General features: G+C 34.0%; 29 protein-coding genes and 1 riboswitch. Of the genes, 12 read left to right on the forward strand and 17 right to left on the reverse strand.

Translation table 11 applies throughout. The features are described 5' to 3' along the window. Positions 1–117: 117 nt before the first annotated feature. From BM371_RS11030 to BM371_RS11045, 4 genes are all read right to left on the reverse strand, one after another. A complete protein-coding gene (locus BM371_RS11030) occupies positions 118–345 on the reverse strand; it encodes a hypothetical protein (RefSeq protein ID WP_034674228.1) in 228 nt (75 codons plus the stop codon). Positions 346–445: 100 nt separating this feature from the next. Then, positions 446–1,492 (reverse strand): DUF6263 family protein, encoded by a 1,047-nt coding sequence (locus BM371_RS11035; protein WP_081874529.1) that lies wholly within the window; start codon positions 1,490–1,492, stop codon positions 446–448. A gap of 51 nt (positions 1,493–1,543) precedes the next feature. Further along, the gene (gene rlmB, locus BM371_RS11040; protein WP_051882625.1) at positions 1,544–2,341 is read right to left on the reverse strand and encodes a 23S rRNA (guanosine(2251)-2'-O)-methyltransferase RlmB; all 798 of its coding nucleotides are present in this window, start codon (positions 2,339–2,341) and stop codon (positions 1,544–1,546) included. 86 nt (positions 2,342–2,427) lie between these two features. Beyond that, positions 2,428–2,898, reverse strand: a complete 471-nt coding sequence (locus BM371_RS11045) for a DinB family protein (RefSeq protein WP_034674232.1) — start codon at positions 2,896–2,898, stop codon at positions 2,428–2,430. Between the two features lie 251 nt (positions 2,899–3,149). Between BM371_RS11045 and BM371_RS11050 the strand changes: the two genes are divergently transcribed. From BM371_RS11050 to BM371_RS11090, 9 genes are all read left to right on the forward strand, one after another. Next, the gene (locus tag BM371_RS11050) at positions 3,150–4,154 is read left to right on the forward strand and encodes an AAA family ATPase (RefSeq protein WP_034674234.1); all 1,005 of its coding nucleotides are present in this window, start codon (positions 3,150–3,152) and stop codon (positions 4,152–4,154) included. Positions 4,155–4,234: 80 nt separating this feature from the next. After that, complete coding sequence (locus BM371_RS11055) at positions 4,235–5,098, forward strand: DUF58 domain-containing protein (RefSeq protein ID WP_034674235.1); 864 nt, start codon at positions 4,235–4,237, stop codon at positions 5,096–5,098. Between the two features lie 71 nt (positions 5,099–5,169). After that, positions 5,170–6,072: a BatD family protein gene (locus tag BM371_RS11060; RefSeq protein WP_034674236.1), complete on the forward strand. Its 903-nt coding sequence runs from the start codon at positions 5,170–5,172 to the stop codon at positions 6,070–6,072. Next, on the forward strand, positions 6,065–7,057 hold the full coding sequence (locus tag BM371_RS11065) for a vWA domain-containing protein (RefSeq protein WP_034674238.1): 993 nt from the start codon (positions 6,065–6,067) through the stop codon (positions 7,055–7,057). Before BM371_RS11060 ends, BM371_RS11065 begins: the two co-directional genes overlap by 8 nt. Then, on the forward strand, positions 7,057–8,064 hold the full coding sequence (locus BM371_RS11070) for a vWA domain-containing protein (RefSeq protein ID WP_034674240.1): 1,008 nt from the start codon (positions 7,057–7,059) through the stop codon (positions 8,062–8,064). Before BM371_RS11065 ends, BM371_RS11070 begins: the two co-directional genes overlap by 1 nt. A 102-nt stretch (positions 8,065–8,166) precedes the next feature. Beyond that, on the forward strand, positions 8,167–8,907 hold the full coding sequence (locus tag BM371_RS11075; RefSeq protein ID WP_034674242.1) for a tetratricopeptide repeat protein: 741 nt from the start codon (positions 8,167–8,169) through the stop codon (positions 8,905–8,907). Beyond that, entirely contained in the window at positions 8,907–10,640 is a 1,734-nt protein-coding gene (locus BM371_RS11080; RefSeq protein WP_034674244.1) for a BatD family protein, read from the forward strand. Before BM371_RS11075 ends, BM371_RS11080 begins: the two co-directional genes overlap by 1 nt. A gap of 42 nt (positions 10,641–10,682) precedes the next feature. Then, positions 10,683–11,285, forward strand: coding sequence for a MarC family protein (locus tag BM371_RS11085; protein ID WP_034674248.1), 603 nt, complete (start codon positions 10,683–10,685; stop codon positions 11,283–11,285). A gap of 3 nt (positions 11,286–11,288) precedes the next feature. Beyond that, a complete protein-coding gene (locus BM371_RS11090) occupies positions 11,289–11,489 on the forward strand; it encodes a hypothetical protein (protein WP_034674250.1) in 201 nt (66 codons plus the stop codon). A gap of 84 nt (positions 11,490–11,573) precedes the next feature. On the opposite strand, the gene BM371_RS11095 is transcribed toward BM371_RS11090, so the two are convergent. The 10 genes from BM371_RS11095 to BM371_RS11140 all read right to left on the reverse strand — a co-directional run bounded on the left by BM371_RS11095 (position 11,574) and on the right by BM371_RS11140 (position 20,211). Continuing rightward, entirely contained in the window at positions 11,574–12,554 is a 981-nt protein-coding gene (locus BM371_RS11095) for a chorismate-binding protein (protein ID WP_034674253.1), read from the reverse strand. Between the two features lie 24 nt (positions 12,555–12,578). Continuing rightward, positions 12,579–13,463, reverse strand: a complete 885-nt coding sequence (locus tag BM371_RS11100) for a hypothetical protein (protein ID WP_034674256.1) — start codon at positions 13,461–13,463, stop codon at positions 12,579–12,581. A 12-nt stretch (positions 13,464–13,475) separates the two neighbouring features. After that, the gene (locus tag BM371_RS11105; protein ID WP_034674258.1) at positions 13,476–14,570 is read right to left on the reverse strand and encodes an RNA polymerase sigma factor; all 1,095 of its coding nucleotides are present in this window, start codon (positions 14,568–14,570) and stop codon (positions 13,476–13,478) included. Position 14,571: 1 nt separating this feature from the next. Continuing rightward, positions 14,572–15,546: a hypothetical protein gene (locus BM371_RS11110; RefSeq protein ID WP_034674259.1), complete on the reverse strand. Its 975-nt coding sequence runs from the start codon at positions 15,544–15,546 to the stop codon at positions 14,572–14,574. A 51-nt stretch (positions 15,547–15,597) separates the two neighbouring features. Further along, complete coding sequence (locus tag BM371_RS11115) at positions 15,598–16,056, reverse strand: protease complex subunit PrcB family protein (RefSeq protein WP_034674260.1); 459 nt, start codon at positions 16,054–16,056, stop codon at positions 15,598–15,600. A 61-nt stretch (positions 16,057–16,117) separates the two neighbouring features. Then, on the reverse strand, positions 16,118–16,579 hold the full coding sequence (locus BM371_RS11120) for a protease complex subunit PrcB family protein (RefSeq protein ID WP_034674262.1): 462 nt from the start codon (positions 16,577–16,579) through the stop codon (positions 16,118–16,120). A 112-nt stretch (positions 16,580–16,691) separates the two neighbouring features. Next, a complete protein-coding gene (locus tag BM371_RS11125; protein ID WP_034674264.1) occupies positions 16,692–17,126 on the reverse strand; it encodes a PaaI family thioesterase in 435 nt (144 codons plus the stop codon). Between the two features lie 105 nt (positions 17,127–17,231). Next, positions 17,232–17,828, reverse strand: coding sequence for a 1-acyl-sn-glycerol-3-phosphate acyltransferase (locus BM371_RS11130; protein ID WP_034674267.1), 597 nt, complete (start codon positions 17,826–17,828; stop codon positions 17,232–17,234). 314 nt (positions 17,829–18,142) lie between these two features. Further along, positions 18,143–19,870 carry a PspC domain-containing protein gene (locus tag BM371_RS11135; RefSeq protein WP_034674269.1) on the reverse strand — a complete coding sequence of 576 codons (1,728 nt, stop codon included), beginning with the start codon at positions 19,868–19,870 and terminating at the stop codon, positions 18,143–18,145. A gap of 11 nt (positions 19,871–19,881) precedes the next feature. Continuing rightward, positions 19,882–20,211 (reverse strand): PadR family transcriptional regulator, encoded by a 330-nt coding sequence (locus BM371_RS11140; RefSeq protein WP_034674271.1) that lies wholly within the window; start codon positions 20,209–20,211, stop codon positions 19,882–19,884. A 278-nt stretch (positions 20,212–20,489) separates the two neighbouring features. Between BM371_RS11140 and BM371_RS11145 the strand changes: the two genes are divergently transcribed. From BM371_RS11145 to BM371_RS11155, 3 genes are all read left to right on the forward strand, one after another. After that, a complete protein-coding gene (locus tag BM371_RS11145; protein WP_131430897.1) occupies positions 20,490–21,185 on the forward strand; it encodes an XAC2610-related protein in 696 nt (231 codons plus the stop codon). Continuing rightward, positions 21,163–21,753, forward strand: coding sequence for an HD domain-containing protein (locus BM371_RS11150; RefSeq protein ID WP_034674273.1), 591 nt, complete (start codon positions 21,163–21,165; stop codon positions 21,751–21,753). Before BM371_RS11145 ends, BM371_RS11150 begins: the two co-directional genes overlap by 23 nt. A gap of 182 nt (positions 21,754–21,935) precedes the next feature. Then, positions 21,936–22,841: a T9SS type A sorting domain-containing protein gene (locus BM371_RS11155; RefSeq protein WP_034674275.1), complete on the forward strand. Its 906-nt coding sequence runs from the start codon at positions 21,936–21,938 to the stop codon at positions 22,839–22,841. Between the two features lie 90 nt (positions 22,842–22,931). Here BM371_RS11155 and BM371_RS11160 read toward each other — a convergent pair whose 3' ends face one another. The 3 genes from BM371_RS11160 to BM371_RS11170 all read right to left on the reverse strand — a co-directional run bounded on the left by BM371_RS11160 (position 22,932) and on the right by BM371_RS11170 (position 25,172). Continuing rightward, the gene (locus BM371_RS11160) at positions 22,932–23,315 is read right to left on the reverse strand and encodes an acyl-CoA thioesterase (protein ID WP_034674277.1); all 384 of its coding nucleotides are present in this window, start codon (positions 23,313–23,315) and stop codon (positions 22,932–22,934) included. Between the two features lie 111 nt (positions 23,316–23,426). Next, positions 23,427–23,604, reverse strand: a riboswitch (cobalamin riboswitch). 75 nt (positions 23,605–23,679) lie between these two features. Continuing rightward, complete coding sequence (locus BM371_RS11165; RefSeq protein ID WP_228376712.1) at positions 23,680–24,477, reverse strand: hypothetical protein; 798 nt, start codon at positions 24,475–24,477, stop codon at positions 23,680–23,682. A 32-nt stretch (positions 24,478–24,509) separates the two neighbouring features. Further along, the gene (locus tag BM371_RS11170; RefSeq protein ID WP_034674281.1) at positions 24,510–25,172 is read right to left on the reverse strand and encodes an ATP-binding cassette domain-containing protein; all 663 of its coding nucleotides are present in this window, start codon (positions 25,170–25,172) and stop codon (positions 24,510–24,512) included. Positions 25,173–25,422: the final 250 nt, after the last annotated feature.

A 25,422-nucleotide genomic window follows, 5' to 3' on the forward strand; every position in this document is an offset into this window, starting at 1 on the left:
TTAAGAATTTTATAAGGTTTATAAGGTTTGCCGATGGCAAATTAAGTTTAATACTTAATATCCTCTAAAACTCAACAGTCTTAATGTTTTAAACATAAATTTTAAAACTTTTAAAGATTATTTTTTCTCTTTCACCTCTTCATAGTCCACAGTTTCTGCGTCCCATTTTACTTTTTTCTCAATACTTGATTTTGAGTTTTTGTTTTCCTGCTGTTGATTGCTATTTGGTTTCAATCCCATGAAATTATAGAACTTCTTGAAGAAAATTCTTTTTAAAATATTCCAGACAAAAAAGATAATAATCGTAGCAAGAACAATCTCAAAAATCCCTTTGATAAAAGACATATTACTTTTTATTTAATATTCAAAGTTCAAGATTCGAGGTTTTTAGAATTTCTCATTTTTACTCAAATTCTGCAACTCTAAAACCCTCAAACTCTCCAACTTATTTAGACGAAGGATTCACCATTACAGAAGAATTGGAAACGCTCTTCATCGACTGAGATTGTTTTCCGTCTGAAATTGTTTCTACCTGCGTTGTTTTTACACTGATGTTCTGATTGTTGATCCAGCCTGTGTTTTGATCAAACTTGATGGTTCCGTTTTGAGACAATTCGCTGCTCATGCTGTGCGTCATTGCACCTTGCGATTTTTTCTCTTCTTTTTTCGGAATTCCTCCGGCAATTGAAATTTCTACAATTCCGTTTCCTGCGCTTTTTAAAGTATAATTTGAAGTAACTTTTATTTTTCCGTTTGCATCGGCATTTTCAGAAGTGCTCCATTTGTCACCGATTTTAGCTCCTTTTTTCGGAAGGATAGAAAGGTTTTTTTCAAACTGATCTTTCAAAACCTTTTCATTGAAGCTTTCTTTTAAACTCGCAACCACACTTTCTCTTTGATTGGCATCTTTCACGATATTTTTAAGAGCATTGGAAATTTTTGTGTACACTGCATCAAAACCTGTAATAGAAATCACATTTCCTTTGTTATCCATCTTCATATTCAGCTTGTTTCCTGTAAGTGCTTTGTTGACATTCCAAAGCATCTTAAGATCATCTTCTTTCGGAATTGGCAGTTTAGTATCAACAACAATGGTTTTACCCTGAGCTGACTGAGAATTTCTTTTTCCGATAAGATTGATGGTCATATCGTAAATGTTACCCTTGATGTCGTTTACCGTAAAGCTCATTTCATCGGTAGATTCGCTGGTTCCGTTCATGGTTTGTCCTTGCGGATCGGTCATTGTTTTTGTATCTCTCTGATAGGTTGTCAAAGGATAAGTTTTTCCTTTTTCAAGCTTGAAAGTTTGTTTGAAAAATCCTAAAGAATCTTTAATCGCCGCATCTGCTTTTACTTCTTTTACAGAATCTGCAGGAACTTCTACGGTTATTGTTTTCCCGGTTTTTGGATCTACTTTGGTGATGGTTGCTGTTTCTTTTTTACATGAAACAACTGCTATTGAGATAAGCGCTAAAGCTGCTATATTTTTCATAATAAATTTTCTTAGTTTAGGATATGCTTATTAGCAAAGTCATTTTAATAATTAAATTTTCACCAGTTTCTGTCTCATCGCCTCGTACAAAATTGCTCCACAAGCCACTGAAACATTTAGAGACTGGGTTTTCCCTTCGATCGGAAGTTTTATTTTTTCGTCTGAATGATGCAGAACTTCTTTAGAAATTCCGGTTTCTTCATTACCCATTACAATCGCACAAGGTTCTGTGAAATCGACATCATATATCAATTTCTGCGCCTTTTCTGTTGCTGAAAATACAGAAATTCCACTTTGCTGTAAAAAGTCAACAACATGAGCAAGATTAGGTTCTTTACAGATCTTAATATTGTACATCGCTCCGGCTGAAGTTTTAATAGCGTCTGAATTTACCGGTGCTCCGCCTTTTTCAGGGATTACAACGGCATCAATTCCTACACATTCTGCAGTTCTGCAAATTGCTCCGAAGTTTCTCACATCCGTTAATCTGTCCAGAATTAGAATGAAAGGCGTTTTTCCCTGTTCGAATAATTCAGGAATAATATCTTCTACTCTGTGAAAAGGAACATCAGAGATAAAAGCAACGACACCTTGGTGGTTTTTTCTTGTAAAACGGTTAAGTTTTTCTACCGGAACGTAGTTGGGACGGATTTTATGTTTCGCTAAAATAGCTTTCAGTTCGGCATAAATTTCTCCTTGCAATGCATTTTGCACAAAAATTTTGTCAATTGTTTTTCCAGCTTCAATAGCTTCTAACACGGGACGCAATCCGAAAATGAAATCATCTTTTTTATTAGGTTCTGAATTTCTGAATTCAGATTTTGAGTTTCTATGTTGAAAATCTTCCAAAATATTATTTTTTATTTTTTTAATGAATAAAGCTAATTATTCAAATTTGTTTTTACTTGGCTCTTTTTACTTTTGCCTTGGCTCTTTTAATACTTTTCTCCTAAAATTGCACGTTTCTGCGCGATGGTGTAACCATAATGCAGGCTTTCGTGCATATTGTTGAAAATAATTGCATCCTGAATACTTTTCAGATCCATCCCGAAACTTGTTGTGTATGGCGTGTAATCTGAAAAGAAATCACTGTCGAAATCTTTCATTAAAGTTTTTGAAGTTTCAGTCAGCAAGAACTCCAGATCTTCCACCTCAGATTTTTGTACGTTCAGATTGGGTAAAGTTCCTTTTTTGTAGGTTTCAATCCAATATTTATCAATTCTGAAAGGATTTCCGCTCAGGTAATAATGCAGCAATTGCTGTGTGGCAACGGTATGTGCAATATTCCAGTAAATATTATTATTAAAACCATCCGGAATCAGCAAAAGATCTTCGTGAGAAGTGTTTTGGAGAATATCTAAAAGGTTTTTTCTTACTTGTCGGTGAGCTTGAAAATGATAATTCATTTTGCAATATTTTAATCTTCAAAAATAGTTTAATAAACTGAAAATGACAATTCTTGATCGATTCAATCAACGAAAATTTATAGATTTTTATGAAATTAAAGGTTTCAGTGATAATGATTTAGAAAAATGTCTCTTGATTACTTAAAAAATTAATCAGAATATTTAACAAACTTTAACTCAAATATGGCATGTATTATGTTGATTAATGCGTGGATTTATCAGAAATTTACCCATTAATTTAATTTAAAAGAATGTCAGATTCATATCAAGCAGAAGACATCCGTCAGCTGACGGAGAAAGTGAAAGAGCAAAATTTCTTTTTTAATCTTCTGAGGCAGGAAATCAATAAAGCTATCATTGGTCAGCAATACATGATAGACCGTCTTTTGATAGGGCTTTTAGGAAATGGGCACGTTCTTTTAGAGGGTGTTCCGGGATTGGCTAAAACCTTAGCAATAAAGACTTTGGCAGAAGCTGTTCATGGCGATTTTTCAAGGATTCAATTTACACCCGATTTACTTCCTGCAGATGTTGTAGGAACAATGATTTACAACATAAGAGAAAATGATTTTTCCATAAAAAGAGGTCCTGTTTTTGCGAATTTCGTCTTGGCAGATGAGATCAACCGTGCTCCGGCAAAAGTGCAGTCAGCTCTTCTTGAGGTAATGCAGGAAAAACAGGTGACGATTGGAGACGAAACAATGCCATTACCAAAACCATTTTTAGTTTTAGCGACTCAAAACCCGATTGATCAGGAAGGAACTTATCTTTTACCGGAAGCGCAAAGCGACCGTTTTATGCTGAAATGTAAAATCGATTATCCTGAATTTGAAGATGAAAGAAAAGTGATGAGGATGGTTTCTACATCACATCAGCCGGAAATTAAACCGGTGATTTCTCTGCAAAATATTATGGAGGCAAAATCTCTGGTCAATCAGATTTATTTGGATGAAAAGATTGAAAAATATATTCTGGATATGGTTTTTGCAACCCGTTATCCTGAAAAATACGGACTTTCTGAACTGAAAAATTATATCAGCTTCGGAGCTTCACCAAGAGCATCTATCAATTTGGCAATTGCTTCGAGAGCATATGCATTTTTGAAAGGCAGAGCTTTTGTAATTCCTGAAGATGTAAAAGCTTTAGCACAGGACGTTTTACGACACAGAATCGGACTAACATTCGAAGCGGAAGCAGAAGAAATTACGTCGGAGGAAATCGTGAATAGAATTTTAGCGAAAATACAAGCTCCCTAATTAATTCTATATTCAAGGTTTAAAATTCAAAATTTTCATAGAATCTGAATTTTGAATATTGAATCTCAAATTTTATTTCAATGCAGATAAAAGATATTGTAAAAAAGGTAAAGCAAATAGAAATCCGTACCAGAAGGAAAACGGAGGCTACTTTGATGGGGCAATATCACAGTGCTTTTAAAGGGCAGGGAATGACGTTTGCCGAAGTTCGTCCTTATCAGTTTGGAGACGAAATCCGAAGAATCGACTGGAACAAAACCGCACGTTTTCGTGAACCATTTGTAAAAGTAATGGAGGAGGAGCGTGAACTGACGATGATGCTTTTGGTTGATATTTCCGCATCAATGGATTACGGAACGAAAACTCAGCTTAAAAGAGAATATGTCGCAGAAATTGCGGCAAGTTTAGGTTTTTCGGCAGCTGGAAATAATGATAAAGTAGGCTTGATTTTATTTGCAGATAAAGTGTATAAAGTGATTCCGCCACAAAAAGGAAGAAAACATATTTTGTCGATGATCAGCCAAATTTTGACTGCGGATTATATTCCTGCAGTTTCAAAAATCGATAAGGCTTTAGAATACATGATGGGGATTTTCAAAAGAAAATCACTCGTGTTTTTACTTTCGGATTTTGAAGATGATTATGATTCTAAAATTCTGAGAGTGGCTTCTAAAAAGCATCAGCTTTTGGGAATGAGAATTTATGACGAAAAAGATAATGATATTCCGGATGTAGGCTACGCACTTTTAAACGACGCAGAAACAGGAAAGCAGATTTGGGTAAATACATCGAGCGCACGATGGAGATATACTTTTGCGGAAGCTCAAAAACAGAAACAGAGAAATCTGGAAGAAGATTTTGCCAATTCTTCAGCAGAGTTTATGAATATCAATACCGGAACAGATTACTCCAGATTATTATATAATTATTTTCAGAAAAAATAAAATATTCAGTAGCGGACTTTAGTCCGCTTTAAATTATAAAACAGAAAATAGGCTTTAGCCAAAATTTAGAATTGAAATTGAAAAAGATATTCTTTTTACTCTTATTTTTTATCTGTGTAAATGCATTTTCACAGCTGCTTTCTTCAAATCTCGAGAAGAAAACGCTTGCATTGGGAGAAACAGATCATTTGGTAATTAAGATCGAAAATCTCAGAAGTCGGGCAGTTATCACGGCTCCGAAAGATGAGTTGTTGCCTTTTCATTTTGAAGAAATCAAAGACAGTATCGGTATTAACGCCAATACTTATGAACGGCGTATAGAATTTGCAGTTTACGAAGAAGGAACTTTTAAAATTCCCGAACTTGAATTTAAAGTCGGAGAAAAACTTTTAAAAACAATTCCTTACGAGATTGAAGTTGTCAATACAGCAACCAAAGAAGATCAGATCAACGATATTATGAAAAATAAAGAAGTTGATCTGGAAGCAATAGATTACTGGGAACTTTATAAATGGTATGTTTTTACGGCTTTAGCCGTTATCGCTTTGATTTTTGTAATCGTCATGTTTGTGAAATACGGAAAAAAGAAGAAAAGCTCGCCTGTTGTAACGACCAATCAGACTTTGAAAGAATTAGATTCTTTAAAAAAGAAAAAATATATTGAAGAAGGAAATTACCGGGCGTTTTATGTTGAGCTGATCGATATTTCGAGAAAGTTTATTACCAAACAATACAGAATTCCTGCAGATGTTTTATTGACGGATGATTTGGTTGCTTTAATGAAAGAAAATAATACCATCTCACAAGACAACGAAAAAATTGTGGAAGATGTATTTTTAAGAGGTGATCTGGTAAAATTTGCCAAGACTTTCCCAGATAAAGATCTAATGGAAAAAGATTTTACAGAAATACGGGATTTTGTAAAAAGATCATCCGAGGATATTGAATTTGAAAACCTGAGAAAAGATGTTTAATTTCGAGTTTTACAGTCCGTGGTTTTTTCTGCTGTTCTTGGTGTTTATTCCGCTTCTATTCAGGGATTTTAGTCAGAAAAAAAGAAAAGGAATTAAAGTTCCTACGACCAGCAATATGGATGGTAATAGTGGAATTCTGCCCGTACTTTTCCTGCTGAAAATCTCAAAATATATTATTCTTTCTGCGTTAATCATTGCTATGGCGAGACCGAGAACTTTTTCGGTTTCTCAGGACAGAGATGAGTCGAAAGGAATTGATATTATGCTGGCTGTAGATGTTTCGTTGAGTATGTTTTCTAAAGATTTTGATCCCGATCGATACGCCGTTCTGAAAAAAATTGCTGTTGATTTTATCAATAAGCGTCCGAATGACCGATTTGGTCTTGTTAATTATAAATTAGAAGCCTTCCTGAAAGTTCCGCTGACTTTTGATCATGATGCCGTAAAATATGAGATCGAAAACATGAATCAGCGTGAAATGACCGACGGAACTTCTGTAGGAGACGGTTTGGCAGTTGCGGTAAATCATTTAATGAAAAGTAAGGCAAAAAGTAAAATTGTTATTCTGATGACTGACGGACAAAATACAAGGATAAGCGGACTCTTTCCGCCACAGCTTGCTGCAGTTTTAGCCAAAGAGAATAATATTAAAGTCTATTGTGTCGGGATCGGGACAAACGGATATGCTTTAATGCCTTATGATTATGATGAATTCGGATATTATTACCGTGAACAGCCTGTTTCTATCGATGAAGATATGCTGCGTGAAATTACGCAGACTACAGGCGGAATTTACTACAGAGCCGATTCTGAAAATAAGCTTGATGAAATTTATTCCGATATTAATAAATTGGAGAAAACAGATATTCGGGTTTCCCGAAATTATAATTATGAAGAGTATTTCAAGATTTTTCTCTGGATTGCTTTAGGAATGTTGGTCTTTGATGCCATTTTACGTTGGGTATTTTATAAATTTTTAAGCTGATGAACTGGTATTTAGGGAACAATTGGTATTTGTTATTATTGCTGCTTCTGCCGCTTTTATCTTTTTTTCTGATCAATTTTTTACGATGGAAAAAAAGAAAGAGAGAGCTGTTTGCAGATCCAAAATTTCATGAAGTTTTGTTTGAAAAAAACTCCGGGTTTTTGAAGATTTTTCCTGTACTTTATTTTCTTGCTATATTATTTTTAATCTTTTCTATTATTGATCTTTTGAGCGGTTCTGAAAGAATAGAAACCAATCAGAAAATGAATAATGTAATTTTCATGATGGATGTTTCGAACTCGATGAATGCGGAAGATATTGATCCCGATCGACTTACCCAGGCAAAAAATCTGATCATTAATACCATTCATGAACTTAAAAACGACAAGATCGGAATCGTAGTTTTTGCAGGGGAAGCAGTCTCAGTAATGTCATTGACAACGGATTATGGAAGTGTGGAAAATTATATTTCAGATTTGCAGACCAAAGATATTACCATTCAGGGGACAGATTTTCTGCAGGCTATGGAGAGTGCGGTAGCTAAATTTAAAAATATAAATAAAGGAGCCAGAAAAGTAGTTTTGATAAGTGACGGAGAAGATAATGAAGGAAATGACAATGCAGCCATCCGACTCGCTAATAAGGAAGGAATAACTATTACTTCGGTTGGTGTTGGTTCAGATGAAGGAGCCCCGATTCCTGTTTATCTATATGGGCAATTACAGGGGTATAAATTTGATAATAATGGTGAAACCGTTATTTCAAAAAGACAAACGGAAGCCTTAAGAAAAATGGCACAATCTACCGGTGGGAACTATATTGATGGCAACAATATGAATGATGCTCCGAAAAGAATTGCAGATGAGCTCAACAAAAAAGCTGCAAACACCAGTACAACCGTAAAGACTCAAAATGCAAATCATTATTACCAGTATTTTTTGGCAGTTTCAATATTTTTATTCGTCATTATTTATCTTTTTAATCCTAAAAGAGATTTTAATGTTTAAAAAGACCCAAGTGATGCTGAGTTTTGCAGGGACAATACTTTAACCCAATTTTAACAAATAATACGCTGTTTATTAACATATAAAGGGATAATTTTGCAAGTGATGAATACTAAAATTGTATTTTTAGCGTTAATATTTGCTTTTTCGTTCTCAGGTATATTATTTGGGCAGGAAAGTTATAAGACTTTGGTCTACGAAGGCAATAAAAAATTTGATGCTAATGACTATGATGGTGCTTCCTCAAAATATATGGAAGCTATAAAATCAAACTCTGGTGATTTTACGGCACATTATAATTTAGGAAACGCTTTGTATAAAAAGAAAATGTATCAGGAAGCGAAAGAAGAGTATGCCAAAGCAGAAAAATTTTCTCAGACTTTACCAGACAAAGCAGCGGCGCTTCACAACCTGGGAAATACGATGATGCAGATGAATCAGCCCGAAAAAGCAGCAGATTATTACAAGCAGTCTCTAAAACAGGATCCTTACAAAGAAGCAACAAGGAAAAATTATGAAATTGCAAAGTTGAGGCTGAAGGAAATACAGAGAAACAAAAAACAGGAACAGGAGAACAAATCCGGTAAAAACGGAGGTGGCGAAGATAAAAAGAAGGGAGAGGAAGGAAACTCCAAGAATCAGAAAAATGAACAGGGAAATGGTCCGCAACAGGATAAAGGAGAAGATTCTAAACCCAAAGGTAATGGTAGTAAAGGAAAGCAGCTTCCTAAGGAATTAGAAAAAGCAATCCTTGATACGATAAACGGTAGAGAAAGAAAAACTGCCAGAAGAATTTTAGACGAAAAATCTTCTTCAAAGCCGCAAAGCAACGAGAAAGATTGGTGATGACACAAAGAATTATTTACGCAATATTTACCTTTTTATCTGTAATTTCTTACGGACAGGTAAAACTTACCATGAAGCCGGATAAAACGGACTATAGTGGAAGAGAAGTCGTAAATCTTACGATCACCCTAGAATTAAACGGAGACAACCTTGTTCAGCAAAGTAAACTGATGCTGCCGGATTTATCTAAATTTAATATGATCGGCAGCGGATCTTTTAATCAGGGGGTAAGAGACGCTGAAACCAATACTGCAATCGACGAATATGTCACCAGAATTGCGCTTGAACCCAAACAGAAAGGCAAAATCCGCATTGGTTCCGTTTTAGTGACGGTTAATAATAAAATCTATAAGACCGAACCTTTCGATATTTTCATCAGAGATATTGAAAAGAAACCGATTGCCAATGTTTCTAATGATGTTTACCTCAATATGGAAATCGACGATCGTGAAGTGTATCAGGATCAGCCTACAGTAGCAGTTCTCAGAGTTTATTCCAAAAACATCGACAATTTCAGAAAAGTAAAGAACATCAAGCTTCCTGAACAGGAAAATATCAATGTACATCCAGTTAATTTAAAAAGATCAGAAATAGATCCGTCTGGCTATGGGAATATGGCATCGCAGATTTTGGCTGTATTTATGGTATTCCCGAATGAAGCAGGCTACGTTGAAGTTCCTGCAGTTTCTGCGTCTGTCAATACTTTTTCAAATAAAAGTAAAATAGCTTCCAATAAAGTAAAGCTTAATGTAAAAAAGCTTCCTGAAGGCTCACCGGAAAGTTTTAAAAATGCGGTGGGTAATTTTAAAGTGGATGTCTTTCATTCATCAAAAGAAAAAGTTGAGGTTAAAAAACCGGTTAATGTAACGGTAAAAGTTTCGGGAGAAGGAAATCTTGCAGACCTTAATCTTCCTAAAATTGAAGAGTCACCCGATTATGATGTTTTTGCACCAAAAATTACAACCCGACTCAGCCCGGGACTTACAGGATTGAAGGGAGAAGTTTTGGCAAAGTATATTCTGATTCCTAAAAAAGCGGGTGATCTTATTGTTAAAACAGAACCTTTTGCTTATTTCAATCCGGCAGCAAAAGAGTATGTAAATCTGGGACAGGAAAAATTAGATCTTACCTCCTTTTCTCATGATGAGGTTCTTGAAGCAAGATCTACCGTAGAAAAAGTAAATGACTACACCAATACTTTGCTTGAAACCGTTGATAGCCCTGTTTTAAAAACAACTTCATTCAAGGTTAAAGAAAAAAGTAAGTTCAACTGGAATGTGCTTTTGGTGAACATATCTATTTTAATTGTGCTGTTTTTAGCCTATCTGGTGTTTAGAAATTGGCAAAAAAACCGAGATATAATTAAAGAAAAGCCAACTTCGAAACCTTTAGGATCTGTTGCGGAAACAGAACAGGAGATTAGAGAAAGTTTAAAAACTGATATTACCGATTATTTTGCTTATCTGGAAAATCTTAAAATTTCGGGAGATTACCAAAAGTTTTTCGAAACATTTGAAGAGATGGATCAGGAAGTGAGAAGCCAGTATTTCCAAAGCTCTAAAGAAGATTTTAAAGTTTTTCTTGAACGTCATAACGGAAGATCTGTTGCTGAAAGTTATCAGGAGCTTCTGCAGAAAATTCAGATTGAGAAATATTCTCCGCTTACTTCAGAAGACTCTATTAACGATCTGCTAAAAGATATTGTTAAATTATATTCTTTAATTAGTAAATAATCATTTTTTATTTATATTTTTGCGAAATTAATAATCGTAGAAATGGAAATATTTGACAGCTTTTCTATAAAGGAGGTTATTACCAGCTTTATGGTACTTTTTGCAGTGATCGATATCATCGGATCGGTTCCTATTGTGGTAAGCCTTCAGCAGAAATTCGGACAGATTGAAGCGGGAAGAGCTTCAATTACGGCAGGATTGATCATGATCGTATTTCTTTTTGTAGGAAATAAAATCTTGAAATTCATCGGGGTAGATGTGAATTCTTTTGCGATTGCGGGAGCTTTCGTTATTTTTATCATCGCTCTCGAAATGATTTTAGGAATTGAGATCAATAAAACCACCGAAGCCAAATCTGCTTCCATCGTTCCGATTGCGTTTCCTTTGGTTGCAGGAGCAGGAACTTTAACGACAACCTTGTCTTTAAGAGCGGAGTTTCATGATATTAACATTATTTGTGGCATCATTCTCAATACAATTTTCGTATATTTGGTGCTGAAATCGGCGAAGTGGATCGAGAAGAAAATGGGGGAGGCGTCTTTGGCAATTCTTCAGAAAGTTTTCGGAATTATTCTCCTTGCAATTTCAATTAAATTATTTACCGCAAATTTTGCACAACTTGTGTCAAATTATATTAATTTTTAGATCATGCAGAAGTTTTATAAAGTATTTTTGATCGTGTTTATCGTGATTATTGCCATTAATGGTTATGCCTTAAGCAGAAATTTAGGGGCAGATCTTACCTCTGAAGACAATATGAAGTTTTTAATTTCAATCGCTTGCGGATTGCTGGGTATAGGTCTCCTTTTCATCCTGAATACGTGGAGTAAGATTGGCGTAAAGAAGTAATTCTTTATCAGTATAAAAATAAAACCTCTTTCATTTTGGAAGAGGTTTTTTTGTAAGTTATATTACTTTAAATTTCATCTAAATTTAGGAATGATTTATAACCAAATTCTTCAGCACCGCCTCAGATTTCAGCTCCGTCTCTCTCCATTCTTTTTCAGGGTTGCTTTGAGCGGTAATTCCACCTCCGACAAACAGATGAACAGAATTTTTATATAATCTTGCACAACGCAGATTCACAAAATATTGTATGTAATCCTGGGTCTCAATCTTGATGAATCCGGCATACAATTCACGAGGGAATTTTTCCGCTTTTTCAATAATCTTTTTACAAAAATCCTTGGGAATTCCGCAAACTGCAGGGGTGGGATGAAGATCTTTTATTAAATGGTCTAAATTTTCAGGATTGATTTTTATTTTAAAATCGGTGCGTAAATGCTTGATATTTCCTGAAATATGGTCATACGTTTCAGACTCCTGAATTGAATTGGAATTACTGTATTTTTCTAAAATATTTCTGATGTATGTAGAAACAGGTTTCTGCTCTTCAATTTCTTTCTTCGTCCATTCTTCGGCAACAGGAATTGTTCCTGCAAGACTCATCGCTTCAAACTCATGGGTTAACTTGTTGAATTTCCCTAAAACTTCAGAAAAAGCTCCCATCCACGAAGTTTCTCCCTTATAAAACAAATACTTGAATGCATTCGGATAACTTTTACACAGATTATTGAAGCTGCTTTTCAGATCTATTTCTTTAAAATCAATATAGATTTTTCTTCTGGAAAGAACTAACTTCGGAAGATTACTTTCTTTAATAATTTCAATAACTTCTTCCAATTTTTGCAGATATTCTTCTTTATTTTCTGCAGTAAACTGTGTTCTGTCTTCCGGTAGGATTTGTGAGTTGATCCTTAAATTATCAAATTCTGACTGATCTTTTTCAACAATATTTCCTGAAATATTAATTTTCTCATCATTATTAAAAGAGTGAAAAGTAATTGAATGTGTATTCTGATTTTCGTCTGTAGAATAGAGTTTTTCGTCAAAAGGAAATTTGAAATAGATCATAATTTTGAAAATTTAAGAGCATCATTATTTAGAAATGAAATAAGAAATTCCTAAACTGATTTTTCTTTCAGCAAAGGTATTATTAGTCTTAAAAATGTCAAAATCAAATGAACTGTTTTTTAACGAAAGATTCCTGATTTTATAGTGTTGATATTCGAGATCGATCAGAAAACGGCTGAAAATTCGATATTGCAGCCCAAATGAAAAACCAAGATTGATCTGATCACTTTTAAAATCATCCAACTTATTCAAAATGTTATTCTCAGGAACTAAAAACTGCATTTTGTACCTATTTTTATTGATTAGAAAACCTGCGAACGGACGAAAGTTTTTCCATTCGTAGATTGCTTTTAGCTGTACAACATATTCATAATGTTTATTGTTGAATCTCTGAAAAAGTAAAGGTTTAGAGTTTTCAGTAAAATAAAATCCGTTCAGAAAAGTCTCTTCCCGATTGGCATCAAGATCGAATGTAGAATTCCAGTGAAAAACATTTGCAGAAAGCATGAGCGAAAAATTGGGATTGATAATGCTTTTTGAAATCCAGATACCCAGATTTTGCCCAAACTGCTGTTTTTTACCAGATAAATTTTCTGCCCAATTAGCATTTTTTAAACCAATTCCGGCCTGAATTCCATATTTAAAGCCTGTGTTTGAAGTTTTTTTTATCTGTTCTTCAAGATCCTCTTTATTGATGATCTTGCTATTTGAAAGAATCTCCTGATGCTGAATCTGTAGAGGTGAAAAAGTGAGATGTGCAAGTTTTATTTTGATGGCTTTTTCGATATAGATCGTGTCATAAACAATCACTTTTTCATAAACATATACCGTATCTGTTTTTTTGCGTTGCGCAAAGGTTTGGATAAATACGATGGCAGAAAAAAGTAAAATTATTTTTCTTAAAAGCATGGTTTAGTCAGTTTATCTTTCGATATAAATGGTGTCTCTCTGAATGATCTTCTTTACGACAATTACTTTATGTGCCGTAGTTTTAGCAGAATCTTTTTTATTTATAATTTTTGAAGATACTAAGTTTTTTGTTTTATTTGGTTGTTTTTCTTTGCTTAAATCTATGCTGAATTTTTTGTCTGATTTTTCTTCGGTCTGATTACTTTCCAAGCTTTTTTTGACCGCATTTTTATTCTTGATATTGCTTTGATGATTATCTGCAATTTTCTCCGTCAAGTTTAAATTTTGGGAATCCGAATGATTTATAGCGCCCCAATTTTTTTTAGGATTAAAAAAGAATATACTTCCAACAATAATGATAAAAAATGCACATGCGATAATGGCTTTTTGCTTCCAATGATGATGAGCAGATGAAAACGTAATGTTATTCACCATAATATCTGACGGAATTTCAAAATTTTGGGAAGGAGAAACTGTGAAATCTGAAAATTTACTCTGAAAGGTTTGTGCCCACAATAATCCACCAAAACCTAAGAAAATTAAGAGCTGTGCCGTTTTATTTTTTGAACTTTCTTTATTGACAAAATGTGTGAGCAAATAATTCTGAACCGATTTCTTCGCTCTCATCAGATGAGATTTTGAAGTATTAACCGGGATTTCCAAGATCCCTGAAATCTCTGCATGAGAATAATTTTCGAGGTAATATAAATTGAAAACCGATTTGTGATGTGGAGCCAGATTATCGATGGATTTCAGCAGTTCTTCCTGCGTAAAATCGTATGCTAAAATATTCTTCTTCTCGTCAAAAGCTGCTGTATTCATTTCGGTATATATATCCGGGATTTCTGATGTTTCTGTGGTAATAAATGTATCCTTGGTCGTTTTTCGAATAACCTGTAAAGCATTATTGACTACAATTTTTTTAAGCCATCCAAAAACTGCTTTTTCATCTTTCAACTGGTAGTTTTTCTGCATTGCTGTGATAAAGCTATCCTGCACAATGTCTTCCGCAGTTGGTAGATCTGCGATATATCTGCGACAAATCCCCAAAAGTTTCGGGGAATGGTCGAGATAGATTTTTTGCCAGTTGAGTTTTGTTTGAGACATTTTAAAGTTTTACTACGGTAATATTATTAAAACTAGAGTTAAAATTTAAGTTCTGAATACTTTGAGTCTCTATATTATTAATATAAACTTTATATTCTATATTGTTCGGATCCATTCTAATCATATAGATGTTTTCATCTTTTACCTTTAAATCTACAATTATTGGCTTTGATAAATTTGCTGTATATATATAAGTGGAATTTTTATAGTAAGAATCCATCCCTCCATTTATGTAAACATCGTTTAAATCTAAAGCCGGTTTATAATTTCTGGTATATGTTGTAGGTGTAATTGGAGTTTCTATACCTGTAATCAAATTTTTATAAAAGAAAATGGAACTAAAATAAACTTGATTGTCATTTGATACGACAAAGGTATGCTGAGGAAAGCTTGTAGCATTTGATAGTGGATAAAAAACAGAGTTTTTAAAGTATCCTCCAGTTATTACATTACCTATATCTTTGTTTGCACCAATATATACATCGGAATTGAATACGGTAATTGTAGCAAAATCATTATGCGCTGTCGTACTTGTAAACAAAATGTTTTTTGACCCGTTTTTCCAATAACAGAATTCTGCTGGAGTGCTTGATGATATATTAGACCATGTGTAGCCTACAAAATAAATTTCTCCATTGTTTACATGAAAATCGAAAATATCTAATGCAAATTGGCTGGGAGAATTGGAAGCTTGTCTATAAGTTGTATAATTTCCATTTTTCCAAAAACCGTATCTGCCTTTCACATAGACATCGTTATTGTCTACAAATAATTTTGTTGGAGCTTCCTCTGGAGATAAGTTATAATTTAATGAATGTTTTACATTATTTTTCCAGTAACACAAATCTCCATTGTCCTTACCTGATATATAAACGTCATAAGAAGCCGTTTTCTCAAGCCCTTCATCAACATCACTTTCCCTACAAGAAAATACTAACGTCAACAACAAAACAAATGGTAAAATTAAATTTTTCATGGCTGTTTTTTTATTATAAGATGCAGAATTATAAAAACGTTGCAGCTGATCTTAATTAAATAATATAGGTTTTATTGTTTTAGGAATTTTTACAATGTGATAAGGTTGCGTAATAACAGAAGTAGCATTACCCTGAAGTAATTTTTCTATATCAACATTAATATATTGAGGATGTTCTTCAACAGCTATAATATCGATAGAATGACCACCGTTCGGATATACTTCATCAACCACAACAATTGCCATAAACTCATTAAAATCGATGTAGGTTTGGGTAAAACTTGCAGAAGTCTGATGAGTCGGAGTATCGATTTGATTTAAAAACTGATTCCATTGTGCAGAATTGGTCATCACTGTATTTTGCTGAACCACATAGTTTGCCGTGATAATGCCTTTACCAATCAGCTGAGAGGTGAACAGGTTTTTGCTTTCTGTGTTGTCATGATGATCATTACAAGAAGTGATGATTAAAAAGACGAAACATAGTAGCAGGAATAAATGTTTTTTCATAATCTATAAAGTTAGGAGTTCTTTATATAAGATGAAAAAATATAAAGAGTTATCATAGATTTTAGTTAAATAAAACCGGCTTTGCAATTTTAGGAATTTTCACAATATGATAAGGTTGCGTGACAACAGTTGTAACATCTCCCTGAAGCAATTTTTCTACATCAACTTCAATATTTTGCGGATTTTCATCAATCGTCATAATATCAACTGAATGTCCGCCGTTTGGATAAACTTCATCAACGACAAGAATCACCATAAACTGATTAAAATCGATATTGGTTTCCGTAAAACCGGAAGAAGGATGATTGTTTGGGCCGTCAATTTGATTTAGAAAATTATTCCATTGGGTAGAGTTTGTAATAACTGTATTTTGTGGGGTAGCATAAGTTGCCATAAAATTTCCTTTTCCGATTAACTGAAAATTAATCTGGTTTTTGCTCTCAATATTTTCATCATTATGATCACGACATGAAGTCGAAATCAATAAGATGAAACATAATAAAAATAGTAAATGTTTTTTCATATCTATAAATTTAGGGGTTTCTTTATATTAAGATGAAAAAAAATAAAAAGGTTGCAGCAGGAAATAAAAAAAGACTCAAAATTTTGAGTCTTCTGTATTTTTGTTGAAAATCTTATCGGTTGATAATATTATTGGTCATCGTAGTATGATTGATGAGTTGCCCTTTCTCATCACGAATTTCAATTTCAGAAACGTGCATGGTCTTTCCTTTTCGGATGAACCTTGCAACCGCAGTTACAATTCCGTCTTTTTTGCTTCTTAAATGATTGGAATTAATGTTGGTTCCTACACCAAAATATTTGCTTCCGTCGATGAAAATATTAGACAGGCTTGAGCCCATTGTTTCTGCTAAAACACAGCTTGCACCGCCATGCATAATTGCGAAAGGCTGATGGATTTTTGGTGAAACAGGCATTGTTGCAGTAAGCGTTTCATTTTCAAGATCAATATCGATGAAATTGATACCAAGTGTTTTGGCAAAAGTTTCTTCTCCCCAGTGGTTGATGAATTTCAGAATTTCTTCTTTTGTTTTACCTTCAGTGTACATTTTATGAGTAGTGAGTAATGTTTAATAAATAATATATTTAAAAAGTAAAAAGTAATTTTGCTTCTAGCTTCTAGCTTCTAGCTTCTAGCTTCTAGCTTCTAGCTTCTAGCTTCTAGCGTCCGAATCATTTCCCATCAGATTAGGGTTCCAGTTGGCTGGGATTTTCGGAACAATATCATTTTTCACATAGTAATCCTGAATTTCCTGCATAATTTCTGCAAAAGTTGCAGTTACTAATCTTTCGTAAGGAATCTGATATCCTAAATACACAATTTTTCTTTTGAAATCTCCCGCCGCCAGAACGATTGGAACTTTCGCTGCCAAAGCCATGTGGTAGAATCCTTTTCTCCATTTCGGCACCCAGCTTCTTGTTCCTTCAGGAGTGATTACCAAGCTGAAATCGTCTTTTTCAAATTCTTTTGCAACAAAATTCACGAGGTCATTTTTCTGGCTTCTGTCGATCCCAATTCCACCTAAACCTTTTACTGCAGAACCATACCAAGCTTTGGTATGAGCATCTTTGATGATGATTTTTAAAGGTTTTTTTAAAGACCAATAGGCTAAATTTCCCAAAAGATATTCCATATTGTGAGTATGCGGTGCTACAACCAGAATACATCGGTTAAGATTGTTGACATCGCCCTGTAAAACGACTTTCCAACCCAATAATTTTAGCATCAATTTACCGATCAGTTTCCTCATGAATTTTAATTTTAAACAAAAAAAGTATAACCAAATCTTGGTTATACTTTACAAATATATTGAAATATTGTCGCTCTTAAAATAAACGGCTGATTAAATCTACGATTTTTACAGCGATTTCTAAAACTACTTGTACCATGGTTTAAATTTTTTTGTGTTTGTTTTTAATAGAATTTGGATATACGAATATACAAAGATTTTATGATATAAAACACTTTCTATTGAAATTTCTTTATATTTCTTTGAGAGAAGAAGAGTGTGAATTTCAAACGGTTGTCTTTCCACTCACACCTTCTGCCACTCTCTGAAGTTAATTATTTAGTTTTAATAGAAATTTCGTTTTCACCGTCTTTTATCTTAATGTTTTTTATTTCGTTTTCGCTCTGTTTAATAATGTTTTTTATAGAATCAATCTTTTTCTTGGCAGCATTCTGAGGAACTTTCACTCCGTTGATGATAACGCTGTCTTTATCGTCCGAACTGTACTCGATGGTTGAGCCATTTATAGAGATTTTATTCTTTTCAATCTGTAAAGTATTATCATCTCCATTGTTGTCATCGTTATTTTCATCATCATCGTTGATTCCGTTATTATCAAGATCTCCGTTGAAATCAATTCCACGGTCTTTTACCGGGATCACGATCATATTTTGAGGGATTACAAGTTCATAATCGATATGATAATCTCTGAATCTGTGATCGTAAGGATATTTAATGTAATTTGGAAGCATAACCTTGTTGTTCACGATTTCTACAGGAACGTTTACATTAAGCGGAACATTGTAGCCTTTAGCTTCTTTTTTAATAACAAGATAAGGAGCTTTGATGTTTTCTTTTCTTGTTACTTCCACGTAAATATAATCTTCTTCATAAACCGATATTTTATCAGAATAAATATCATTATCGTAGCCTACAAAGTTTTGTGGAATTGCAACTTGTTTTACATCTACATAAATGCTGTCTGATGCAGTATTGATCGCAATTTCTTCAGTATCTTCCTTATGACCTTTGAAAAGCATTTCTCTTTTTGCCATGCTCAGTCCGAAGTATGTTCCAAGACCGATTACTGTTAAGAATAAAGCTCCTAAAACCCAACCGATATTTCTCAGTTTTGTTTTTGGTGAGAAAATTTTGATGCTTACTAAACTGAAAAGTATAGCTGGAATCAAAGATCCGATGATGATGATGGCTGCTAAAACATTATACAATCCGTCGTTGTCAAAATAAAATCTCATTTCATTAGCTCCAGGAAAGTTAGATTCAACCCCAAACATGCCAAACAATACAAATACCCCGATGATGCTGCTTACTGCCATGATGGCAAAGAAGATTCCGATGATGTATTTAATGACATTCCATACTCCGCTACCTGCATTTTTTACATAAGGTTTATTTTCTATGAAGATTTCTCCTGCTCTTGTTGTCGTTTCATTTGCAAACTGTACAATTTTACTTGACTCTTCCTTTAAGTTGTCAAAATTCAGAGGCTTTCCCTTCATTTTCAAAAAATCGGAAGCCGTTTCTGCTTTTGGTAAAACTGCCCAAAGAATGAAATATAGGATAATAACTAGTAAAGAAGATCCCGGCGCAACAATCAGAAATAAAAGTGTTCCTACCCAGATCAGTCTCATCCAGCTGATTTCCATTCCGAAATAAGCAGCTAAACCAGCACAAACTCCGGCAATTTTCTGGTTTTCAGGATCACGGAACAGTTGTTTCTTATCGCTGTAGCTTGTTCCTGAAGTTTTAGTTTTTGTACTTTTTTCAGAATAATAGGCTTCTTCCTGTTCTTCGATTTTTTCAGGCGAACCGATCTGTGCTATTACTTTTTCTACATCAGCATCGTTGATTACTTCACGTTTTCCTAAAGTATCTCTGAAGATTTCAACCATTCTGATTTCTATGTCATGCATTACCTCATCAGCTTCAGAAGCGTCCAAAGAGCTTCTCAGAGCATTCAGATAATCGCTGAGCTTTATAAATGCGTGTTCTTCTATGGTAAAAGAAAAACCTGCGAGTCCTATTGAGAGTGTCTTGTTCATAGCTTTTGTTTTTAGTGTTTTTGAGTGATTTGGTTTACAGAATCTGTCAATTCTTGCCAGGTATTTTGCAGTTCATTAAGAAAAGTTTTTCCTTTTTCTGTAATCTGATAATACTTTCTTGGTGGGCCTCCTGTAGATTCTTCCCATCTGTAGGAGAGAAATTCTCCGTTTTTCAGTCTTGTGAGAAGAGGGTAGAGTGTTCCTTCCACAACGTCCAGTTTTCCTTTTTTCAGCTCGTCGATCAGATCAGAAACATACATTTCTTTGTGATTGATGAGGCTTAAAATACAGAATTCCAGAATCCCTTTTCGCATTTGCGCTTTGGTATTTTCGGTATTCATCTTTAATAGGTTTTTGTTAATTAGTTATATAAATTTTCAGATTTTGGTTCCTAGCTAGATGAACCTATTCTGATTTTACATTACAAAGATATGTAATTAAAATGGTATTATGCAATACAAAGTAGTGGAATTATTTTAAATTAATAGTTAAATAATTGATTATCAGTGTAATAATTTTTAATCTAATTTTTAAATGACGATTAAATATTAGAAATAAATTCAATTTTTGGGGTTTAATCTTTATCTTTGTTATCAACTGTAACCTAAATTAACGCGAGATGAATACCAAAAAACTACTATTTACTTTAGTATGTTGGGGAATGTTTTGTAATGCTCAGAATGTTTTTGAGCTGTCGGATGTTTCAAAAACATACCATGTTATTGTGAATGCAGAGCGTTGTAATGGAAAAAGTTGTGACGGGAAAGCGATAATTGATCTCTATAATAAAAGTACGATGAAGAAATACCAGACTTTATCTTCAGAAAATTTTTATTTAGAACTAAACGAGAACAGAAAACCTTCGGTTGATTCCTTGAAAAACTCAATTATTTTTGATGATTTTAATTTTGACGGTTTTGAAGATGTTGCCGTAAGAGATAGAAGTAGTGATCATGGGAATTTGCTTTTTGATGTTTATTTGAATAATAATTCTGAAACAAAATTTGCTTTGCACCAGGAGCTTACCGATCTGGTCACTGCTAATTCCGGAATGTTTACAATTGATTCGGAACGTAAACTTATTGTTTCTCATCTGAAAAATGGATGTTGCTGGAATCTTACATCAGAATATCAGTATATTCCCGAAAGAGGATTGCTGAAAGTGTTGGAATTTGAAGAAGATACAAGAAATTCAAAAGAAGTGAAAACCATAAAAAGAGAGTTTATAGATTATAAATGGTTTGCAAAAACCACAATTTACCCAAGAAAATTATATTTTAAAGAAGAAAAAAATGAAAATACAGAAAGAAATTGATTTTATCCTTGCTGTAGATGCACTGAAAAATGTGCAAAGGAGGAATTATAATGCAGATGATTCCAGAAGAGAAAATACGGCTGAACATTCGTGGCAGATTATTATTCTCGCTCAGATTCTTTTTCCTTATGCGAAAAACAGAGCCGATATTGATTTGTTGAGAGTTATCAGAATGTTGTCTATTCACGATCTGGTAGAAATTGAAGCTGGAGACACCTTCCTTTTTGATGAAGCAGCAATGGTTGGGAAATTTGAGAGGGAAAAATTGTCTGCTCAAAATATTTTCGGGATTTTAGATGAACCGCTTCGCTCAGAATTTTTTAACCTATGGCTTGAATTTGAAGAAGAACAAACTCCCGATGCTATTTTCGCATGCGCAATAGACCGAATTATGCCATTCATTTTAAATTCTCATACTTCCGGAAAAAGCTGGACTGAAGCCAAAGTAACCGAAATACAAATCAGAAATATGCTGGAAAATGCGATCAGTAGAGCATCAGACGAAATGGGAGAGGCTTTCCATCATCTTTTAAATCTCAATTTGGAATCGGAAAAGGTTTTGAGGTAAATTATTCATTCATTTCAGGTCTTTCATAGTTTAAACGTTTTAAATTAAAAAGGTATTATTGTAAATTCAATATTTTATACAATGTTGATGATAAATTTACAATGATATATCTATTTGTTTATCTGTTATTTAATGATTTTTAATTAATATATTTGTTTTAGTAATTAATTAAATTTATATCTATGAAAAAAACTTTACTTTCTGTCGCTATTTTAGCGGCAAACTTGTTTTACTCACAAGTAACAATTGGTTCTGGAACCAGAGTGGATAGTAATATTGGCTTGTCAACTCCCATATCTATTTATTATGGGTATAGCTTATCTCAGCAAATTTACTTAGCTAGCGAAATTGGCTCCGCGATGAACATTCAACAGTTGAAGTTTTATGTGCAAAACCCAATATCATCATTAAGTAATACAGCACAGGTTGATGTCTGGATCGGGCATACAACATCAACGGGTTTTCAAAATGTTGTCAGTACAACGGGAGCAGGATGGATTCCTGTTTCTCAGCAACAAAAGGTTCTGACGACAGGAACCCTTACCTACAGCGGAAATGAGGTAACCATTACTTTGACGACTCCTTTTGCCTATAATGGGACTCAAAACCTGGTAATCACCGTGGACGAAAATAAATCTGGAGATGACGGTAATTCATATCCCTTTTACCAAACTGTGGATTATGCTAACGATATGACTTTAATTAATAGAAGTGATACCGTTAATCCTGATCCGTTAAATCCGCCGACAAACTATACCGGACCGTCTTCATTTGCAACAACTGAAGTTCAAGGTAAAAAATACAAAGCTATCGTTACTTTGATCGCCCAGAATTTGGGAGTTGCTGATGTAAGAACAGTGGGAGATGCATCAATAAGTCCGAATCCTGCAGCTGATTTTGTTGTTATTAAATCCAAACTGACTGTTGAGTCGGTTGATATCTTCGATGCAAACGGAAGAAAAGTATCAAATAATCTTTCTTTGAATCATGATAAAATCGACATAAGACATCTTTCTTCAGGAGTTTATTTGTTGAAAATTAACTACAAAGAAGGACTTTCTACCACCAAAAAAATTATTAAGAAATAAAAGGTTTCGGCGGGCTTTGCCCGCCGAAACCGTCGAAAAAATAATCTGAATTGGAGTTTCGGCGACCGAAGGTCGCCGAAACCTTTTCATTTATAGAATTTGAATTGGTTTCTTAAATTCGTCAATCGCTACAAAAGTAAAATCTCCCACAATCGCCTTTTCTCTTTCGTAAGAATACATTTGTTCGGTATAGATCTCAACATTTACTTTCATACTTGTTTTTCCAACATGAGAAACTTTTCCGATCAGTTCTACAATTGTTCCTGCAGGAATTGGTTTTTTAAAATCGATTTTGTCGCTGCTTACGGTTACCACACGTTTTCTTGCAAATCTTGTAGCAGTGATAAATGCAACTTCATCCATTAGCTGCATCGCAGTTCCACCGAAAAGAGTGTCGTAATGATTGGTTGTGTTAGGGAAAACGGCTTTGAAAATTCGGGTTTCCGATGCTTGAATTCTTTCTTCTGTAGTCATATTTCATTATTAAATAAAGCGAAAATGAAATCGTATTGGAATCCACAGAATGATTCAGGAACACAAAGTTCCCGAAACTCATGAGATCAATAAACTTCAAATCGCGAAAGTTTTTGTCTAAAGAAAAAGGCAGGTCTCCTGACTTGTAACATCTTTATGCCTTCCCATGCTTCTGCACAGTGGCTTTTTATAAAGACTTTGGTTACTTACAGTTGCGCGACAGTTCGTGATTTTCACACGATTCCCTTTTAATCTGTAGTTAAACAGAACCGGTTTCCGGAAAAGTTTTAAGCGAAAGGAAAATGCCTCAAAGCTTACTCTTTTCGGGTGCAAAAATAAGAATAATAAAATGAATTTTCAGAATTTATTCAGGGTTGGCATAAACAATCTGGCTGATTGCCTTTCCTTCTTTAATCGTCCAGAAAGTAGTATACCGGTGTTCTCCTGAACCATTGATCATGTAAAGATAAATGTGGTCGTCATCAATTGCAGTTACACCCATATTTTCAAAATCCATCGTAGGATTAAACATATTTTTGATGGCTTCTCTTACGAAAACTGAGCCTCTTCCGGGTTGCTGAACACGCACAGATTTAATCTCTTTTAAATCTTCAGGAAGTTCTTTTCCGATTCCCCAGGTTTTTTGTTTGTCGATTTTTACAATGTTTCCTTCAGAATCTTTTTCCTGTTTTTTGAATTTTGCGCTGGAAGGATAAATGTCAATCACAACTTTAGTTCTCTGGTTGGCAGGAATTTTAGAATTATTGTTATCCACAAAAGTGATTGATCTTCCGTTTTTAGAAAGGGTTGGAGTGAATTTTGGAAGTTGGTCGATAAATGCAATACGGCCTTTATTCACCATACCTTCTTTGGTAAGACTGTCGTATCTCACAAAGGGTTTTGGAAGTTCTTCTTTTTCGGGATATTTAATCCAGATCCATTCAGTTTCTCCGGGAGCAGGCTTTACATAAACAAAAACGTCACCTTTTCGCATTCTGATTTTATCGACGATTTTTCGGTAATCTTCCTTGTGGACACGTACCATCGCATAACCTTCTTCGGCTTTCACCACACCAAAAGGAACTTTAGTTTGAGCGTGTAGCAGCACGAAAGAAAAAATACTGAATATCGATATATAGATTGCTTTGTTGATGAAAGTCATTATAAAAAATATTTATAGCTCAAAGATATAAATTAAATATTTTTTGGCAGATAATTAAACCGTTTCAATTCATCCAAATCTTTGATTAATTTAAGATGACCATCAGAAAGGAGAAAAATATCATCGGAAATAGCTAATACATCATGATATTGATGGTCGGAGATAATAAATCCTTTGCTTTCTGTCTGTTGTTTGATGATTATTTTTAGTTCAGTAACAATTTTAGGAGATAAGCTGTGAAATGGCTCATCCAATAAAATAAATTCTGCTTTTGAGTAAATAATCAGTATTGCTTCTAAAACTCTGAGTTCTCCACCAGAAAGTGTTTTTGCAGTGTCATTTAAAAAAGGTTGAATTAGTCTCAAATTTGAAACTTGATCGATATTGTCTTCGCTGCAAAACAGACTAACGAGATTTTTAATCTTCACATTCTTCGGGAGAAAAGAAGACTGCGGCAGATAAGCAACCCTGTTTTTCCGGTCATATTGATTCTGCAAAATGGTATTGTTGAACTTAATATATTGTGTATTTCCTTTCAGTGTTCCGAAAATAATCTGGAATAATGTAGATTTTCCAGAACCATTTCTCCCTAAAATTCCTGAAACTTTTCCGGTTTCGGATCGTAAATAAATGTCTTTCAAAATGTCTTTTTCACCAAAAGATTTTATAATGCTGTCAATATGAAGTATACTCATAAAAAAGCGGCAAAAAATTTTAATCCAATCGCTAAACTAACTGTTAGGATCCACAAATTTAGCCTGGAAAAACCAAAATTTGCATAAAAATGGTATTCATTTTTTAATCTCAGTTCATAAATAAAATAGTGAAGCAAAGGCAATATCAAAAGAAAACACAGGCTGAAATTTTCAAAAGTCAATCCAAGCTGCAAAGACAGAAATAAAGAAAACAAAATTCCCGGGATGAGAAGTTTTCTGTAAAAAATCC

The sequence above is a fragment of the Chryseobacterium formosense genome, from assembly GCF_900116415.1.
GTDB lineage: Bacteria > Bacteroidota > Bacteroidia > Flavobacteriales > Weeksellaceae > Chryseobacterium > Chryseobacterium formosense.

Coding starts and splice junctions, on each gene's coding strand:
- BM371_RS11155 (WP_034674275.1), top strand. CDS start 21,936: ATGAAAAAAACTTTACTTTCTGTCGCTATTTTAGCGGCAAACTTGTTT.
- BM371_RS11115 (WP_034674260.1), bottom strand. CDS start 16,056: ATGAAAAAACATTTATTCCTGCTACTATGTTTCGTCTTTTTAATCATC.
- BM371_RS11110 (WP_034674259.1), bottom strand. CDS start 15,546: ATGAAAAATTTAATTTTACCATTTGTTTTGTTGTTGACGTTAGTATTT.
- BM371_RS11075 (WP_034674242.1), top strand. CDS start 8,167: ATGAATACTAAAATTGTATTTTTAGCGTTAATATTTGCTTTTTCGTTC.
- BM371_RS11170 (WP_034674281.1), bottom strand. CDS start 25,172: ATGAGTATACTTCATATTGACAGCATTATAAAATCTTTTGGTGAAAAA.
- BM371_RS11050 (WP_034674234.1), top strand. CDS start 3,150: ATGTCAGATTCATATCAAGCAGAAGACATCCGTCAGCTGACGGAGAAA.
- BM371_RS11140 (WP_034674271.1), bottom strand. CDS start 20,211: ATGAATACCGAAAATACCAAAGCGCAAATGCGAAAAGGGATTCTGGAA.
- BM371_RS11045 (WP_034674232.1), bottom strand. CDS start 2,898: ATGAATTATCATTTTCAAGCTCACCGACAAGTAAGAAAAAACCTTTTA.
- BM371_RS11150 (WP_034674273.1), top strand. CDS start 21,163: ATGAAAATACAGAAAGAAATTGATTTTATCCTTGCTGTAGATGCACTG.
- BM371_RS11035 (WP_081874529.1), bottom strand. CDS start 1,492: ATGAAAAATATAGCAGCTTTAGCGCTTATCTCAATAGCAGTTGTTTCA.
- BM371_RS11145 (WP_131430897.1), top strand. CDS start 20,490: ATGAATACCAAAAAACTACTATTTACTTTAGTATGTTGGGGAATGTTT.
- BM371_RS11080 (WP_034674244.1), top strand. CDS start 8,907: ATGACACAAAGAATTATTTACGCAATATTTACCTTTTTATCTGTAATT.
- BM371_RS11085 (WP_034674248.1), top strand. CDS start 10,683: ATGGAAATATTTGACAGCTTTTCTATAAAGGAGGTTATTACCAGCTTT.
- BM371_RS11135 (WP_034674269.1), bottom strand. CDS start 19,870: ATGAACAAGACACTCTCAATAGGACTCGCAGGTTTTTCTTTTACCATA.
- BM371_RS11065 (WP_034674238.1), top strand. CDS start 6,065: ATGTTTAATTTCGAGTTTTACAGTCCGTGGTTTTTTCTGCTGTTCTTG.
- BM371_RS11130 (WP_034674267.1), bottom strand. CDS start 17,828: ATGAGGAAACTGATCGGTAAATTGATGCTAAAATTATTGGGTTGGAAA.
- BM371_RS11030 (WP_034674228.1), bottom strand. CDS start 345: ATGTCTTTTATCAAAGGGATTTTTGAGATTGTTCTTGCTACGATTATT.
- BM371_RS11100 (WP_034674256.1), bottom strand. CDS start 13,463: ATGCTTTTAAGAAAAATAATTTTACTTTTTTCTGCCATCGTATTTATC.
- BM371_RS11055 (WP_034674235.1), top strand. CDS start 4,235: ATGCAGATAAAAGATATTGTAAAAAAGGTAAAGCAAATAGAAATCCGT.
- BM371_RS11160 (WP_034674277.1), bottom strand. CDS start 23,315: ATGACTACAGAAGAAAGAATTCAAGCATCGGAAACCCGAATTTTCAAA.
- BM371_RS11095 (WP_034674253.1), bottom strand. CDS start 12,554: ATGATCTATTTCAAATTTCCTTTTGACGAAAAACTCTATTCTACAGAC.
- BM371_RS11165 (WP_228376712.1), bottom strand. CDS start 24,477: ATGACTTTCATCAACAAAGCAATCTATATATCGATATTCAGTATTTTT.
- BM371_RS11120 (WP_034674262.1), bottom strand. CDS start 16,579: ATGAAAAAACATTTACTATTTTTATTATGTTTCATCTTATTGATTTCG.
- BM371_RS11090 (WP_034674250.1), top strand. CDS start 11,289: ATGCAGAAGTTTTATAAAGTATTTTTGATCGTGTTTATCGTGATTATT.
- BM371_RS11070 (WP_034674240.1), top strand. CDS start 7,057: ATGAACTGGTATTTAGGGAACAATTGGTATTTGTTATTATTGCTGCTT.
- BM371_RS11125 (WP_034674264.1), bottom strand. CDS start 17,126: ATGTACACTGAAGGTAAAACAAAAGAAGAAATTCTGAAATTCATCAAC.
- BM371_RS11105 (WP_034674258.1), bottom strand. CDS start 14,570: ATGTCTCAAACAAAACTCAACTGGCAAAAAATCTATCTCGACCATTCC.